This is a genomic window from Streptomyces sp. NPDC087310, from assembly GCF_044744405.1.
Lineage (GTDB): Bacteria > Actinomycetota > Actinomycetes > Streptomycetales > Streptomycetaceae > Streptomyces.
The window spans coordinates 138210-153318 of record NZ_JBIUYF010000013.1 but is presented as its reverse complement, the minus strand read 5'-3'; the positions used below and the strand labels follow the sequence as shown (position 1 = coordinate 153318).

Here is a 15109-nt window from a genome sequence, read left to right as displayed (position 1 = left end):
GGACCGGGGTGATCGGCTGGACGGTCCGGCAGTCCCTGTTCCAGCGCCGGGCCGGCCTGGTCACCCTGACGGCGACGACGGCCGCGGGGGAGGGCCGAGGCCGCCGCCGCGTCCAGCAGCCACAGGGTGCGGCTGCGGCCGTACGCGCCCGCCGCCGGGGCCTGGATCTCGCCCGCGCCGGACAGCGCGATCTCCGCCGCCTTCGCCTTGTCCTCGCCCGCCGCCAGCAGCCACACCTCGTGCGCCGCGCGGATCGCGGGCAGGGTGAGGGAGATCCGCAGCGGCGGCGGCTTGGGCGCGCCGTGCACCGCGACCACCGTGCGCTCGGTCTCCCGGACGCCCGGCAGCTCGGGGAAGAGCGAAGCGACATGGGTGTCGGGACCGACACCCAGCATCAGCACGTCGAAGGTCGGCACCGGGCCGTGGTCCTCGGGCCTGGCCGCCGCGGCCAGCTCCGTGGCGTACGCGGCTGCCGCCGCCTCCACATCGCTGCCGTACGGGCCGTCCGAGGCGGCCATCGCGTGCACCCGCTTCGGGTCCAGCGGCACCGAGTCGAGCAGCGCCGCCCGCGCCTGGGTGATGTTGCGCTCCGGGTCGCCCTCCGGCAGGAAGCGTTCGTCGCCCCACCACAGGTCGAGCCGCGACCAGTCGATCGCGTCCCTGGCGGGCGCCGCGGACAGCGCGGCCAGCAGGCCGTTGCCGTTGCGCCCGCCCGTGAGTACCACCGACGCGGAGCCGCGCGCGGCCTGGGCGTCCACGATCTTCGTGATCAGCCGGGCCGCCGCGGCCTGCGCCATCAGCTCCTTGTCGCGGTGGACGACGAGCTGCGGAGTGTTCACTTCGACGCCGCCTTCTTCACCGGCATGCTCGCCGGAGTGACCGGGTGCGCGGGCGCGTGCTCCGACGAACCCGCCTCCCTCGTCGGCAGGGGCGGCAGGGACGACTTCGGGTCACCCAGCCGGTGCACACCGAACTTCAGCGCCGAGGCGTAGGTGTCGTCCGGGTCCAGCCGGCGCAGCTCCTCCGTGATCAGCTCCGCGGTGTCCCGGCGCTTCAGGGCGACCGCGCGGTCCGGCTGCCCGTCGATGGAGAGCGTGGCCAGCGAGCCGTCGGCCCGGTCCAGCTTGATCGGCCCGCAGGTCGTCTCCATCCGTACGGCCGTGAGCCCGGGGCCCGCCGAGACGGAGCGCCGTACCGGTACCCGCAGCCGGTTCGCGAGCCACATCGCGAGCAGCTCACCGCTCGGGTTGTGCTCCTCGCCCTCGACCTCCACCGAGGTGACCGAGCAGTCCACCTGGTCCAGGGCCGCCGCGACCATCGAGCGCCACGGCGTGATCCTCGTCCAGGACAGGTCCGTGTCGCCCGGGGTGTAGGCGTCGGCGCGGGCCGTCAGCTCCTCCACCGGGTGCTCGGCGGCGTACGTGTCCGTCACCCGGCGCTGCGCCAGCTTGCCCAGCGCGTCCTTGGCCGGGTTGACCGGCGCGTTGACCGGCCACCAGACCACGACGGGGGCGTCGGGCAGCAGCAGCGGCAGGACCACCGACTGGGCGTGGTCCGTCACCTCGCCGTACAGCCGCAGGACGACCGTCTCGCCGGTGCCCGCGTCCGTGCCGACCCGGACCTCGGCGTCGAGCCGGGCGTGCGCCCGGTCGCGCGCCGAGCGCGAGATCCGCTTCACGACGACGAGCTTGCGCGACGGGTGCTCGCGGGACGCCTCGTTGGCGGCCTTGAGCGCGTCGTACGCGTTCTCCTCGTCGGTGACGATGACCAGCGTGAGGACCATGCCGACCGCGGGTGTGCCGATCGCGCGGCGCCCCTGCACGAGCGCCTTGTTGATCTTGCTGGACGTGGTGTCCGTAAGGTCGATCTTCATGGCCGACGCCAGCTCCGTCCGTCTCGTGCGAGCATTTCGTCCGCCTCGACCGGACCCCAGGTCCCGGACTCGTACTGCGCGGGCTTGCCGTGCTTGTCCCAGTAGTGCTCGATCGGGTCGAGGATCTTCCAGGACAGCTCGACCTCCTCCAACCGGGGGAAGAGGTTCGAGTCGCCGAGCAGCACATCGAGGATGAGCCGTTCGTACGCCTCGGGGCTGGACTCCGTGAAGGACTCGCCGTACGCGAAGTCCATCGAGACGTCCCGGACCTCCATCGAGGTGCCGGGGACCTTCGAGCCGAACCTCATCGTCACGCCCTCGTCCGGCTGGACGCGGATGACCAGGGCGTTCTGCCCCAGCTCCTCCGTGGCCGTGTGGTCGAAGGGCGAGTGCGGCGCGCGCTGGAAGACGACCGCGATCTCCGTGACCCGGCGGCCGAGCCGCTTGCCGGTACGGAGGTAGAAGGGGACGCCCGCCCAGCGGCGGTTGTCGATCTCCAGCTTCACCGCGGCGTAGGTGTCGGTCTTCGACCGGGCGTCGATCCCGTCCTCCTGGAGATAGCCGACGGCCTGCTCGCCGCCCTGCCAGCCCGCGGCGTACTGCCCGCGCACCGTGCCCTCTCCCAGGTCCTTGGGCAGCTTCACCGCGCCCAGCACCTTGGTCTTCTCCGCGACCAGCGCGTCCGCGTCGAAGGAGGCGGGCTCCTCCATCGCGGTCAGCGCGAGCAACTGGAGCAGGTGGTTCTGGATGACGTCACGGGCGGCGCCGATGCCGTCGTAGTAGCCGGCCCGGCCGCCGATGCCGATGTCCTCGGCCATGGTGATCTGGACGTGGTCGACGTACGACCGGTTCCAGATCGGCTCGAAGAGGGTGTTGGCGAACCGCAGCGCCAGGATGTTCTGGACGGTCTCCTTGCCCAGGTAGTGGTCGATCCTGAAGACCTCGTTGGACGGGAAGACCTCGTGGACGACCTTGTTGAGCTCCTTGGCGGAGGCCAGGTCGTGCCCGAACGGCTTCTCGATGACGGCGCGGCGCCAGGAGCCCTCCGTCTGGTCGGCCAGCCCGTGCTTCTTGAGCTGCTGGACGACCTGCGGGAAGAACTTCGGCGGTACGGACAGGTAGAACGCGAAGTTCCCGCCCGTGCCCTGCGCCTTGTCCAGCTCCGCGATCGTCGCCTTCAGGTTCTCGAACGCGTCGTCGTCGTCGAAGTCGCCCTGGACGAAGCGCATCCCCTGGACGAGCTGCTGCCAGACCTCCTCGCGGAACGGCGTACGCGCGTGCTCCTTGACCGCGTCGTGCACCTCCTGCGCGAAGTCCTCGTCCTGCCATTCACGGCGGGCGAAGCCGACGAGGGAGAAGCCCGGCGGCAGCAGACCACGGTTGGCGAGGTCGTAGACCGCAGGCATCAGCTTTTTGCGGGACAAATCGCCCGTGACGCCAAAGATGACCAGGCCCGACGGCCCCGCGATACGCGGGAGCCGTCGGTCCGCGGCGTCACGGAGCGGGTTCGCTCCGTGGGTTGCGGTCAAGGGTTCAGCCCTCCGAAGGGGCGAGGCGCTTGAGCTCCGCCTCGGTCGACTTGAGCAGATCGTTCCAGGACGCCTCGAACTTCTCGACGCCCTCGTCCTCCAGAAGCTGGACGACCTCGTCGTACGAGATGCCCAGCTTCTCCACGGCCTCCAGCTCGGCGCGCGCCGTGTCGTACGTGCCGCGCACCGTGTCACCGGTGATCCGCCCGTGGTCCGCCGTGGCGTCCAGGGTGGCCTCCGGCATGGTGTTCACCGTGTTGGGCGCGACCAGCTCGTCCACGTACAGCGTGTCCTTGTACGCGGGGTCCTTGACGCCCGTCGAGGCCCACAGCGGACGCTGCTTGTTGGCCTGCGCGCGGTCCAGGGCGGCCCAGCGGTCCGAGGAGAAGACCTCCTCGTACGCCTCGTACGCGAGACGCGCGTTGGCCAGGGCCGCCTTGCCGCGGGCCTCCTTGGCCTCCGGCGTGCCCAGCGCGTCGAGCCGCTTGTCGATCTCGGTGTCCACACGGGACACGAAGAAGGACGCCACCGAGTGGATCTTGGAGAGGTCGAGGCCGGCGGCCTGCGCCTTCTCCAGACCCGCGACGTAGGCGTCCATGACCTCGCGGTACCGCTCCAGCGAGAAGATCAGCGTGACGTTCACGCTGATGCCCCGGCCGATGGTCTCGGTGATCGCGGGCAGCCCCGCCTTCGTCGCCGGGATCTTGATGAGGGTGTTCGGGCGGTCCACCAGCCAGGCGAGCTGCTTCGCCTCGGCGATGGTCGCCGTCGTGTTGTGCGCCAGACGAGGGTCGACCTCGATGGAGACCCGGCCGTCCTGGCCCTGCGTCGCGTCGAAGACGGGGCGCAGGATGTCGGCCGCGTCCCGGACGTCCGCCGTGGTGATCATGCGGATGGCTTCCTCGACGGTGACCTTCCGGGCCGCGAGGTCGGTGAGCTGGGCCTCGTACCCGTCGCCGCCCGAGATCGCCTTCTGGAAGATCGACGGGTTCGTCGTGACACCCACCACGTGGGACTGGTCGAGAAGCTCCGCCAGGTTCCCGGACGTGATCCGCTTGCGCGACAGGTCGTCGAGCCAGATCGCGACGCCTTCGTCGGAGAGGCGCTTGAGTGCGTCTGTCATGAGGTTTGCATCTCCTACAGTTCGTATATGGGCGTCAGCGCGCCGCGGCCTCAAGAGATTCCCGCGCGGCGGTGACCACCGCGTCGGCGGTGAAACCGAACTCGCGGAAGAGGACCTTGGCGTCCGCCGAAGCCCCGAAGTGCTCCAGCGACACGATCCGGCCCGCGTCGCCCACGAACCGGTACCAGGTGAGCCCGATACCGGCCTCGACCGCCACACGCGCCTTCACGGACGGCGGCAGAACGCTGTCCTTGTACGCCTGGTCCTGCTCCTCGAACCACTCGACCGACGGCATCGAGACCACGCGGGCCGGAACTCCGGCCGCCTGGAGCTGCTCACGCGCCTCCACGGCGAGCTGCACCTCGGAGCCCGTACCGATGAGCACGACCTGCGGGGCGGTGGCCTGTCCGTCCGGGCCCTCGGCGTCGAACAGGACGTAACCGCCCTTCGCCGCCTCCTCGTTGGCCTCGTACGTCGGCACGCCCTGGCGGGTCAGCGCCAGACCGTGCGGGGCGCCCTTGTCGTGCCGCTTGAGGATCTCGGCCCAGGCGATGACCGTCTCGTTGGCGTCGGCCGGGCGGACGATGTTCAGTCCGGGGATCGCGCGCAGCGCCGACAGGTGCTCGACCGGCTGGTGCGTCGGGCCGTCCTCGCCGAGGCCGATGGAGTCGTGCGTCCACACGTACGTGACGGGGACCTGCATCAGCGCGGCGAGCCGGACGGCGGGCCGCATGTAGTCGGAGAACACCAGGAAGGTGCCGCCGTAGATACGGGTGTTGCCGTGCAGCGCGATGCCGTTCATCGTCGAGCCCATCGCGTGCTCGCGGATGCCGTAGTGCACCGTGCGGCCGTAAGGCGACGCCTCCGGCAGCGGGTTGCCCACGGGGAGGAACGACGACGTCTTGTCGATGGTGGTGTTGTTCGAGCCCGCGAGGTCGGCGGAGCCGCCCCACAGCTCGGGGATGACCTCGCCCAGGGCCTGGAGGACCTTGCCGGACGCGGCGCGCGTGGCGACGGCCTTGCCGGTCTCGAACGCGGGCAGCTTGTCCTGCCAGCCCTCGGGCAGCTCGCCCGCCCGCACCCGGTCGAACGTGGCGGCGCGCTCCGGGTTGGCGGTGCGCCAGGCGGCGAACGTCTTCTCCCACGCCGCGCGGATCTCGCGGCCCCGGTCGAGCGCCTCACGCGTGTGCGCGATGACCTCGTCCTCGACGGCGAAGGACTTCTCGGGGTCGAAGCCGAGCACTTCCTTCGTCGCCGCGACCTCCTCGGCGCCGAGCGCCGAGCCGTGCGCCGCCTCGGTGTTCTGCGCGTTCGGCGCCGGCCAGGCGATGATCGAGCGGGCCGCGATGAACGACGGGCGCTCCGTCTCGGCCTTGGCCGCCTTCAGCGCCTCGTACAGCGCCTGGGGGTCGAGGTCGCCGTCGGCCGTCTGCTCGACGCGCTGGACGTGCCAGCCGTACGCCTCGTACCGCTTCAGCGTGTTCTCGGAGACCGCGGTCTCCGTGTCCCCCTCGATCGAGATGTGGTTGTCGTCCCACAGCAGGACCAGGTTGCCCAGCTTCTGGTGCCCGGCCAGCGAGGACGCCTCCGCGGAGATGCCCTCCTGGAGGCAGCCGTCGCCGGCGATCGCGAAGATGGTGTGGTCGAACGGCGACGTGCCCGCCGCGGCCTCCGGGTCGTACAGTCCACGCTCGTACCGCGCGGCCATCGCCATGCCCACCGCGTTCGCGACACCCTGTCCGAGGGGGCCCGTCGTGGTCTCCACGCCGACCGTGTGTCCGTGCTCCGGGTGGCCCGGGGTCTTCGAACCCCAGGTACGGAAGGACTCCAGGTCGTTCAGCTCCAGGCCGTACCCGGCCAGGTAGAGCTGGATGTAGAGCGTCAGGGACGAGTGGCCCACCGAGAGGACGAACCGGTCACGGCCGGTCCACTGCGCGTCGGAGGGGTCGTGCCGCATCAGCTTCTGGAAGAGCACGTACGCGGCGGGGGCCAGGCTCATGGCCGTACCCGGATGGCCGTTGCCGACCTTCTGTACGGAATCCATGGCCAGGACGCGGGCGGTGTCTACAGCCCGACGGTCCAATTCGGTCCATTCAAGGTCTGTGGTGGTCGGCTTGGTGCTCACCCTGAGTCAGGGCTCCTCTCCACATGTTCTCATCCCGGTGTCTGAGGGCGCACCGGGTCGCTGTCGAGCCTACCCGCAGCATCCGACATCTTTCCGAGCGTCTTTCCAGGGTGCGGTGCGCACAGGGACTCCGCCTCTCGGCGGGCTGTCGGCAGGGTGTACGGGGCAGGTCGGGACCGCGTTCAACACGGCGTTCAACACGACCCCGCACGCCCCCTACCCCGGCGACAAACGGGATATGGGCAACGTCTAGAGTGGCGCGGTAAGCGCAAGCCTTTACGGGGCCTTCACGCCCGGATGCTTGCTGGACTTTCTCTGTCAGGGGTGTGCGTGACGGCCGTCGAGTCCCGACCCGCAGGGGTCGCCTTGACTCCGAGCTCGGGGGGCCACCGGCCGTTCGGTGCCCGCGTCAAGGCGTTCGTGATGCTGACCAAGCCGCGGATCATCGAACTGCTGCTGATCACCACCGTTCCGGTGATGTTCCTGGCTCAGCAGGGCGTACCGAATCTGCTGCTGGTGCTCACTACATGTATTGGCGGCTATCTCTCCGCCGGTGGCGCGAATGCGCTGAACATGTATATCGACCGCGACATCGACGCACTGATGGACCGTACGTCGCAGCGTCCACTTGTCACGGGAATGGTCTCGCCGCGTGAAGGACTTGTCTTCGGCCTCACGTTGACGGTCGTCTCGACCCTCTGGTTCGGCTTTCTCGTCAACTGGCTGTCCGCGGCGCTCTCGCTGGGCGCGCTCCTTCTCTACGTCGTCGTCTACACGATGATCCTCAAGCGCCGTACCTCCCAGAACATCGTCTGGGGCGGCATCGCGGGCTGCATGCCGGTGCTGATCGGCTGGTCGGCCGTGACGAACTCGATGTCCTGGGCCGCCGTCATCCTCTTCCTCGTCATGTTCTTCTGGACGCCGCCGCACTACTGGCCGCTGTCGATGCGGGTGAAGGCGGACTACGAGCGCGTCGGCGTCCCGATGCTGCCGGTCGTCGCGAGCAACCGCGTGGTGGCCCGCCAGATCGTCCTCTACAGCTGGGTGATGGTCGGTGTCTCCCTGCTGCTGACACCGCTCGGGTACACCGGGTGGTTCTACACGGTGGTCGCGCTGCTGGCCGGCGGTTTCTGGCTCTGGGAGGCGCACGGGCTCCAGTCGCGCGCCAGGGCCGGGGAGTCGGGCGCGAAGCTCAAGGAGATGCGGCTGTTCCACTGGTCCATCACCTATGTGTCACTGCTCTTCGTGGCCGTCGCGGTGGACCCCTTCCTCCGCTAGACAGGGCCCCGGTTACGGGCGGGTACGTGGTCAAGGCCACGTACCCGCCCGTCGCCCGTTGATCTACCCGTCGGTAGCATCCCGTTCATGGCAGAGACCGAGCAGGCGAAGACCGAGCAGGCAGAGACCGGGCAGGCGGAGCAGGGCGGTGAGAACGGGGCGCGGACCCGGCGCGAGGCGCGCGCCGAGCGAACGGCCGCCCGGCTCGCGAAGCAGATCGGCGCCTTCGCCGGAAAGCACGGCGGAGCCGAGGGACAGCTCGCGTACCTGGGGCAGGCCGGCACCCGGATCGTGCTCGTCGGCGAGGACGGCGCGTGGGGCGATCTCGTCGCCCCCACCCACGCGGTCGCGAGCGCCGCGGCCCAGCGGGCGGGGCTCACCCTCCACGACTCCTTCGACGGCGAGTTCGCGGCCAAGGTGCGCACCGGACCGTACGAGTGGGACCGGATGGCCGGACTCCAGCTCGGCGGGCGGCCCGACCGGACCTGACCGCCCGGTGTGCGCCCCTGAAATGCTCCCCGAGCGCTCCCGGAGAGATCTCCGAGACGCCACCGGAACCCGTGTTCACCCGTTAGGACTGGAGGAGTGACGACCAGGTCGTCAGACCGTCGGTCACCGGTTCGGTCGGCCATGCGGTCCATGATCCACGGTCCACGACGGGAACCCCGATGATCGAGACAGCGTCCCTCGTGGACCAGTACTGCCACGGCGTGCTCACCACAGAGCTGGGTCTCGGCACCTTCGAGACCCAGCTCGGCGGGGGAGCCCTGCCCGCCCCCGGCACCACCTTCTTCGACACCCAGACAGGGGTGGCGATACGGCGCTGGTGCCCGCCGCTGCTCGGTCTCGAACCGCACTGCACACCGGCCCGCTATCTGGCCCGCCGCCGGGAACTCGGCACGCTCGAAGTCTCCCGGCGGCTGCTGCGGGCCACGGGGATCTCCACCTATCTGGTCGACACCGAAGGCGCCGAAGGCGCCGAAGACACCCACGACATCCACGGGACCGGGGGGCCCGCCGGCCCGGGTTCGCCCGGCGCGCTGACCGGGGCCGCGGAGACCGCCGCGACAGGGGCGGCCCACGGCCGGGAGATCGTCCGGCTCGAACCCCTCGCCGCCCGGGTCGCCGCCACCGCGGGCGGCGTCGGCGCCTTCCTCGCCGGGCTCGCCGAGGCCGTCCACACCGCCGCCGCCTCGGCCGTCGCGCTCAGCGCCGCCGCCACGACCCGCCCCGGCCACGCGCTCGACCCCGAGCCGCCCGGCCCCGGCGAGGTACGCGGCGCCGCCGGCCGCTGGCTCTCCGGGCGCGGACCTGGCCGAGGCGCGGGTCCCGGCGCCGGTCTTGGCGGGGATCCCGGTGGGGGCCCGCTCACCGACCCCGTACTCCTGCGCCATCTCCACTGGACCGCCGTCGGCACCGGACTGCCGCTGCACCTGAGCGCCCGCGGCGGTACCGACGCGTACCCCTTCGCGGCGGCCACGGCGGGGACCGGCGGCGCGCTCGTCCTGCGGGACACGTATCCGTACCACCGCGACGCCGCCTGCCTCACGGGCCTGTTCCCGCAGGTCTACGCCGACCTCGGCTCCGTCCTCACCCGTACGGGGGCCGGGGCCGCGGGCGTGCTCGCCGAGATGCTGGACAGCGCGCCGTTCGGGAAGCTGCTCTTCTCGACCGGCGCGCGCGGGCTGCCCGAACTGCATCTCGTGGGCGCCCGGGTCTTCCGGGTGGCGCTGGAGCGGGTCCTCGGCGGCTGGGTGCGCGACGGGGCGTGGTCGGTGGGCGACGCCCGGCGGGTGGCGGGGCTGATCGCGGCGGGCAACGCCCGCCGCGTCCACGGCCTCACGGACGACTGACCCCGGACTCGCGGGCGTCGGAAGCTCGCGCGTCCGAGGCCGGTCGGCGTCAGACGGTCGCGGGCGCCGGGTCCGTCTGCGCGGGGATCTCCGCCGTGGTACTGGGCCGCTCCCGCATGCTCATCGCGACCCGCAGCACGGCGATCCACACCACGGCCGAGCCGAACATGTGGAGGCCGACCAGGACCTCCGGGGAGTCGGTGAAGTACTGCACATAACCGATGGCGCCCTGCGCGAGCAGGATCAGCAGCAGATCGCGGGCGCGCGCCCGGGTGTCGGCGGGGGCGTCGACCACCCGCAGCACCAGCCACATCGCCACCGCCAGCGCGCAGACGAGCCAGGCGAACGCCGCGTGCACATGCGCGACGGTGACGTAGTCGAACGGCATCCGCGGCACATCGCTGCTGTCGCCCGCGTGCCGCCCCGAGCCCGTCACCGTCGTGCCCGCCACGATCAGGACCACCGACGAGAGGACCAGGGCCCAGGACAGCTTGCGCACCGGGCGCGGGACGCGCGGGCGGGGCGTGCCGTCGCCCTCGTGGGTGCGCAGCCAGGTGAGCGTGGTGACCGTGAGCAGGCCACTGGCGGCCAGGAAGTGCCCCGCCACCGTCCACGGGTTCAGCTCGGTGAGCACCGTGACGCCGCCGACGATCCCGTTGGCCATGACGAGCCAGAACTGCGACCAGGCGAGCCTGGTCAGACCGGGCCGCCGGGGCTTGACGGAGCGCGCCGCGATGATCGCCCAGCCGACCGCCGCGCTCAGCACGTACGTCAGCATCCGGTTGCCGAACTCGATCGCCCCGTGCAGACCCTGCTCGGGTGTGGCGATGAGGCTGCCGTCCGTGCACTTCGGCCAGGTGTCGCAGCCGAGCCCGGAACCGGTCAGCCGGACCGCTCCGCCGGTCACGATGATCAGCACGCTCATCGCGACGGCGGAGAACGCGGCGCGGCGGAGCATACGGGGGGAGGGTGTCCAGCGCTGGGCGATGTACGCGAGGGGGTTCAACACGGCCACCATGCTAAGGCGGAGCTTGTGCAGGATTTCACGAGGGGTACGTATGCCGCATACGCGCTGGTGGGGTGGGGTGGGCCGGACGACGGCAGGGCCCGGCCGGTGAACGCCCGGGCCCGGACACCTCCTCCCGGCGCCTACTCCCAGCGGAAGAGGCGGCCCGCCGCGCCGAGGCCGAGCACGGCCCAGACGGCCAGCACCCCGACGCCGCCCCAGTCCATCCCGGCGCCGTGCTGGAGGACGTCGCGCAGCCCGCCGGAGAGCGCCGAGATCGGCAGCAGCTCCAGCACCGCGCGCGCCGCGTCGGGGAACCGGTCCAGCGGCACGATCACCCCGCCGCCGACCAGCAGCAGCAGGAAGACCAGGTTCGCGGCGGCCAGCGTCGCCTCCGCCTTGAGCGTGCCCGCCATCAGCAGCCCGAGCCCGGAGAACGCGGCGGTGCCGAGCACGAGCAGCAGCAGGACGGCGAGCGGGTTGCCCCGCGGCGACCAGCCCAGCCCGAACGCGATCACCGTCAGCAGGACGACCTGAAGGGCCTCCGTGACCAGTACGGAGAGCGTCTTGGCCGTCATCAGGGCCCAGCGGGGCAGCGGCGACACCGCGAGCCGCTTGAGCACCCCGTACCGCCGCTCGAAGCCGGTGGCGATGGCCTGCCCGGTGAACGCCGTGGACATCACCGCCAGCGCCAGCACGCCCGGCGCAAGGAAGTCGACCGCCTTCCCCTCGCCCGTGTCGACCACGTCGACCGTGGAGAAGAGGACCAGCAGCAGCGACGGGATGATCACGGTCAGCAGGAGCTGCTCGCCGTTGCGCAGCAGCAGCTTGGTCTCGAACGCCGTCTGGGCCGCGATCATGCGCGCCAGCGGGGCCGCGCCGGGCGCCGGGGTGTACGTACCGCCGCTGCCGGCGTCCGTACCGCCGACGGCGCCGCCGGTGCTCGTGCTCATGGACGCAGCTCCTTGCCGGTCAGTTCGAGGAAGACGTCCTCCAGGGTGTGCCGCTCGACGGAGATCCCGTCCGCCATGACGCCGTGCTGCGCGCACCAGGAGGCCACCGTGGCGAGGAGCTGCGGGTCCACCGAGCCGCTGATGCGGTACGCGCCCGGCGCCAGCTCGGCGGCGGCGCTCCCGTCGGGCAGGGCCTTCAGCAGCGAGCCGAGGTCGAGCCCGGGACGTCCGGTGAAGCGCAGGGTGTTCTCCGCGCCGCCGCGGCACAGCTCCTCGGGGCTGCCCTGGGCGATGACCCGGCCCGCGTCGATGATCACGACATCGTCGGCGAGCTCCTCGGCCTCGTCCATGAAGTGCGTGGTCAGCACCGTGCCGACACCGTCGGCGCGCAGCTCGCGGATCAGCTCCCAGGTGGAGCGGCGGGCCTGCGGGTCGAGTCCGGCGGTCGGCTCGTCCAGGAAGACCAGCTCGGGCCGGCCGACGACGGCCAGGGCCAGCGCGAGCCGCTGCTGCTGGCCGCCGGAGAGACGCCGGTACGTCGTACGGCCGCAGCCGCCGAGGCCGAGCCGTTCGATCAGGGCGTCCACGTCCAGCGGGCGGGCGTGCAGCCGGGCCATGTGGCGGAGCATCTCCCCGGCGCGCGCGCCGGAGTACACGCCACCCGACTGGAGCATCACGCCGATGCGCGGGCGCAGCCTGGCGGCGTCCGCGACGGGGTCCAGGCCGAGGACCCGTACCGAACCCGCGTCGGGCCTGCGGTACCCCTCGCACGTCTCGATGGTGGTGGTCTTGCCGGCGCCGTTGGGTCCGAGGACCGCCGTGACCGTACCGGCGCGGACCACCAGGTCGAGGCCGTCCACCGCCGTGGTGCTGCCGTACCGTTTGACCAGGCCACGGACCTCGACGAGGGGCGTTCCGGGGGGCGGGTCCGCGGTCGTGCCGCTGTCGGGCAGGGGGCCACCCGGGAAGACGCTGCGCATGCCGGGAAGTCTAGGCAGGGCGGGGGCGCCGGGGTCCGGCGGGGGCGCGAGGTGGACGAAAGGGGCGCCAAGAGGGCCGGAAAAGGCTCTGCTTAGGTAACCCTTAGTGACGAAGCGCACCGCACGCCCCCCACCACCTCGGTTGTCAGCGCCGAAGGAATTACGCAACAATGGCGTTGTGAAATACGTTGGCGAGGCTCCGCAGGAGGAACTCGCGACCGGTGAGCACTCCACTCGCAACCGGGTCGCGCGCTCCATCCTGGACCACGGCCCGTCCACCGTCTCCGACCTGGCGAAGCGCCTCGGGCTCACCCAGGCGGCCGTCCGCCGCCATCTCGACACGCTGGCAGCCGATTCCGTGGTGGAGCCGCGTGACCAGCGGGTCTACGGCTCGCGCGGACGCGGCAGGCCCGCCAAGGTGTTCGCCCTGACCGACTGCGGCCGGGACGCCTTCGACCAGTCCTACGACCAGCTCGCCGCCGACGCCCTGAAGTGGATCGCCACCGCCGCCGGAGGCGGCGAGAAGGGCGAGGCGGCCGTCGCCGCCTTCGCCCGCGCGCGGATCGCCGCCCAGGCCGGGAGCTACCGCGAGGCGGTCGACGCCGCGGGACCCGGCGGACGGACGGAGGCGCTCGCGAAGGCGCTGAGCGCCGACGGGTACGCTGCTACGGCGCGCGGCGCGCCGGGCCAGCAGGGCGAGCAGCTCTGCCAGCACCACTGCCCGGTCGCCCATGTCGCCGAGAAGTTCCCCCAGCTCTGCGAGGCGGAGACGGAGTTCTTCTCCCAGCTTCTCGGGACGCATGTGCAGCGGCTCGCCACCATCGCCCACGGCGACGGCGTGTGCACGACCTTCATTCCCCGCGCCACCCCACAGACCACCCATCACGCATCCGAAAGCACAGCCGGGAGGAACCCCGCATGACGCTCCCCACAGAGACTGCCCATCCTGAGCTCGAAGGTCTGGGTACGTACGAATTCGGCTGGGCCGACTCCGACGCCGCCGGTGCCGTGGCCAAGCGCGGCCTCTCCGAGGCCGTCGTGCGCGACATCTCGGGCAAGAAGAACGAGCCGGAGTGGATGCTGAAGCTGCGGCTCAAGGGGCTGCGGCTGTTCGACAAGAAGCCCATGCCGAACTGGGGCTCCGACCTGTCGGGCATCGACTTCGACAACATCAAGTACTTCGTCCGTTCCACCGAGAAGCAGGCCGCTTCGTGGGAGGAACTGCCGGAGGACATCAAGAACACGTACGACAAGCTCGGTATCCCGGAGGCGGAGAAGCAGCGCCTCGTGGCCGGTGTCGCCGCCCAGTACGAGTCGGAGGTCGTCTACCACCAGATCCGTGAGGACCTGGAGGAGCAGGGCGTCATCTTCCTGGACACCGACACCGCGCTGAAGGAGCACCCGGAGCTCTTCCAGGAGTACTTCGGCACGGTCATCCCGGTCGGCGACAACAAGTTCGCGTCGCTGAACTCGGCCGTGTGGTCCGGCGGATCGTTCATCTACGTGCCGAAGGGCGTGCACGTCGACATCCCGCTCCAGGCGTACTTCCGTATCAACACGGAGAACATGGGCCAGTTCGAGCGGACGCTGATCATCGTCGACGAGGACGCCTACGTCCACTACGTCGAGGGCTGCACCGCCCCGATCTACTCGTCGGACTCGCTGCACAGCGCCGTCGTCGAGATCATCGTCAAGAAGGGCGGCCGCTGCCGCTACACGACCATCCAGAACTGGTCGAACAACGTCTACAACCTGGTCACCAAGCGCGCCGTGGCGTACGAGGGCGCGACCATGGAGTGGGTCGACGGCAACATCGGCTCCAAGGTCACCATGAAGTACCCGGCCGTCTACCTGATGGGCGAGCATGCCAAGGGCGAGACGCTGTCCATCGCCTTCGCCGGCGAGGGCCAGCACCAGGACGCGGGCGCCAAGATGGTCCACATGGCCCCCAACACCTCGTCCAACATCGTCTCCAAGTCGGTGGCGCGCGGCGGTGGCCGTACCTCCTACCGCGGTCTGATCGAGATCGGCGAGGGCGCCGAGGGCTCCAAGTCCAACGTGCTCTGCGACGCGCTGCTGGTCGACACCATCTCGCGCTCCGACACGTACCCGTACGTCGACGTCCGCGAGGACGACGTGTCGATGGGCCACGAGGCGACCGTCTCCAAGGTCTCCGAGGACCAGCTCTTCTACCTGATGAGCCGCGGTCTCACCGAGTTCGAGGCGATGGCGATGATCGTGCGCGGCTTCGTCGAGCCGATCGCCAAGGAGCTGCCCATGGAGTACGCGCTGGAACTGAACCGGCTGATCGAGCTCCAGATGGAAGGCTCCGTCGGCTAGTCAGGACCGGCCGGGCCGGCCCCCCGACCCGGCCGGCGTCCGCGCGGCT

At 71.0% G+C, this 15109-nt stretch carries 13 protein-coding genes; 5 read left to right on the top strand and 8 right to left on the bottom strand.

Features of this window, described 5'->3' with window-relative positions; translation table 11 throughout:
• From pgl to tkt, 5 genes are all read right to left on the bottom strand, one after another.
• Nucleotides 1–839 (bottom strand): 6-phosphogluconolactonase (pgl, locus tag ACIO3P_RS37290; RefSeq protein ID WP_401978278.1); only part of this gene is annotated, 839 nt, incomplete at its 3' end.
• Nucleotides 836–1873: a glucose-6-phosphate dehydrogenase assembly protein OpcA gene (gene opcA / locus ACIO3P_RS37285; RefSeq protein ID WP_401787866.1), complete on the bottom strand. Its 1038-nt coding sequence runs from the start codon at nt 1871–1873 to the stop codon at nt 836–838. The genes pgl and opcA, both read right to left, overlap by 4 nt.
• Nucleotides 1870–3402, bottom strand: a complete 1533-nt coding sequence (gene zwf / locus ACIO3P_RS37280; RefSeq protein ID WP_329826158.1) for a glucose-6-phosphate dehydrogenase — start codon at nt 3400–3402, stop codon at nt 1870–1872. Before zwf ends, opcA begins: the two co-directional genes overlap by 4 nt.
• Before the next feature lie 4 nt (nt 3403–3406).
• On the bottom strand, nt 3407–4525 hold the full coding sequence (tal, locus tag ACIO3P_RS37275) for a transaldolase (protein ID WP_329826159.1): 1119 nt from the start codon (nt 4523–4525) through the stop codon (nt 3407–3409).
• 34 nt (nt 4526–4559) lie between these two features.
• Nucleotides 4560–6650, bottom strand: coding sequence for a transketolase (gene tkt / locus ACIO3P_RS37270; protein ID WP_401850292.1), 2091 nt, complete (start codon nt 6648–6650; stop codon nt 4560–4562).
• A 324-nt stretch (nt 6651–6974) separates the two neighbouring features.
• On the opposite strand from tkt, the gene ACIO3P_RS37265 reads away from it, so the two are divergent.
• The 3 genes from ACIO3P_RS37265 (at nt 6975) to ACIO3P_RS37255 (ending at nt 9781) form a co-directional block, all read left to right on the top strand.
• Nucleotides 6975–7928: a heme o synthase gene (locus ACIO3P_RS37265; protein ID WP_401787862.1), complete on the top strand. Its 954-nt coding sequence runs from the start codon at nt 6975–6977 to the stop codon at nt 7926–7928.
• An 87-nt stretch (nt 7929–8015) separates the two neighbouring features.
• Complete coding sequence (locus ACIO3P_RS37260) at nt 8016–8417, top strand: hypothetical protein (RefSeq protein ID WP_401787860.1); 402 nt, start codon at nt 8016–8018, stop codon at nt 8415–8417.
• A gap of 179 nt (nt 8418–8596) precedes the next feature.
• Nucleotides 8597–9781: an amidohydrolase gene (locus ACIO3P_RS37255; RefSeq protein WP_401850291.1), complete on the top strand. Its 1185-nt coding sequence runs from the start codon at nt 8597–8599 to the stop codon at nt 9779–9781.
• A gap of 49 nt (nt 9782–9830) precedes the next feature.
• On the opposite strand, the gene ACIO3P_RS37250 is transcribed toward ACIO3P_RS37255, so the two are convergent.
• From ACIO3P_RS37250 to ACIO3P_RS37240, 3 genes are all read right to left on the bottom strand, one after another.
• Nucleotides 9831–10799 (bottom strand): heme A synthase, encoded by a 969-nt coding sequence (locus ACIO3P_RS37250; RefSeq protein WP_401850290.1) that lies wholly within the window; start codon nt 10797–10799, stop codon nt 9831–9833.
• A gap of 131 nt (nt 10800–10930) precedes the next feature.
• Nucleotides 10931–11740 carry an ABC transporter permease gene (locus tag ACIO3P_RS37245; protein ID WP_401850289.1) on the bottom strand — a complete coding sequence of 270 codons (810 nt, stop codon included), beginning with the start codon at nt 11738–11740 and terminating at the stop codon, nt 10931–10933.
• Nucleotides 11737–12720 (bottom strand): ABC transporter ATP-binding protein, encoded by a 984-nt coding sequence (locus ACIO3P_RS37240; RefSeq protein WP_329826166.1) that lies wholly within the window; start codon nt 12718–12720, stop codon nt 11737–11739. Before ACIO3P_RS37240 ends, ACIO3P_RS37245 begins: the two co-directional genes overlap by 4 nt.
• A gap of 178 nt (nt 12721–12898) precedes the next feature.
• Between ACIO3P_RS37240 and ACIO3P_RS37235 the strand changes: the two genes are divergently transcribed.
• Both ACIO3P_RS37235 and sufB read left to right on the top strand, forming a co-directional pair.
• The gene (locus ACIO3P_RS37235; RefSeq protein ID WP_329826167.1) at nt 12899–13642 is read left to right on the top strand and encodes an ArsR family transcriptional regulator; all 744 of its coding nucleotides are present in this window, start codon (nt 12899–12901) and stop codon (nt 13640–13642) included.
• Complete coding sequence (gene sufB / locus ACIO3P_RS37230) at nt 13639–15060, top strand: Fe-S cluster assembly protein SufB (protein WP_329826168.1); 1422 nt, start codon at nt 13639–13641, stop codon at nt 15058–15060. The genes ACIO3P_RS37235 and sufB overlap by 4 nt, the downstream gene beginning before the upstream one ends.
• Nucleotides 15061–15109 lie beyond the last annotated feature (49 nt).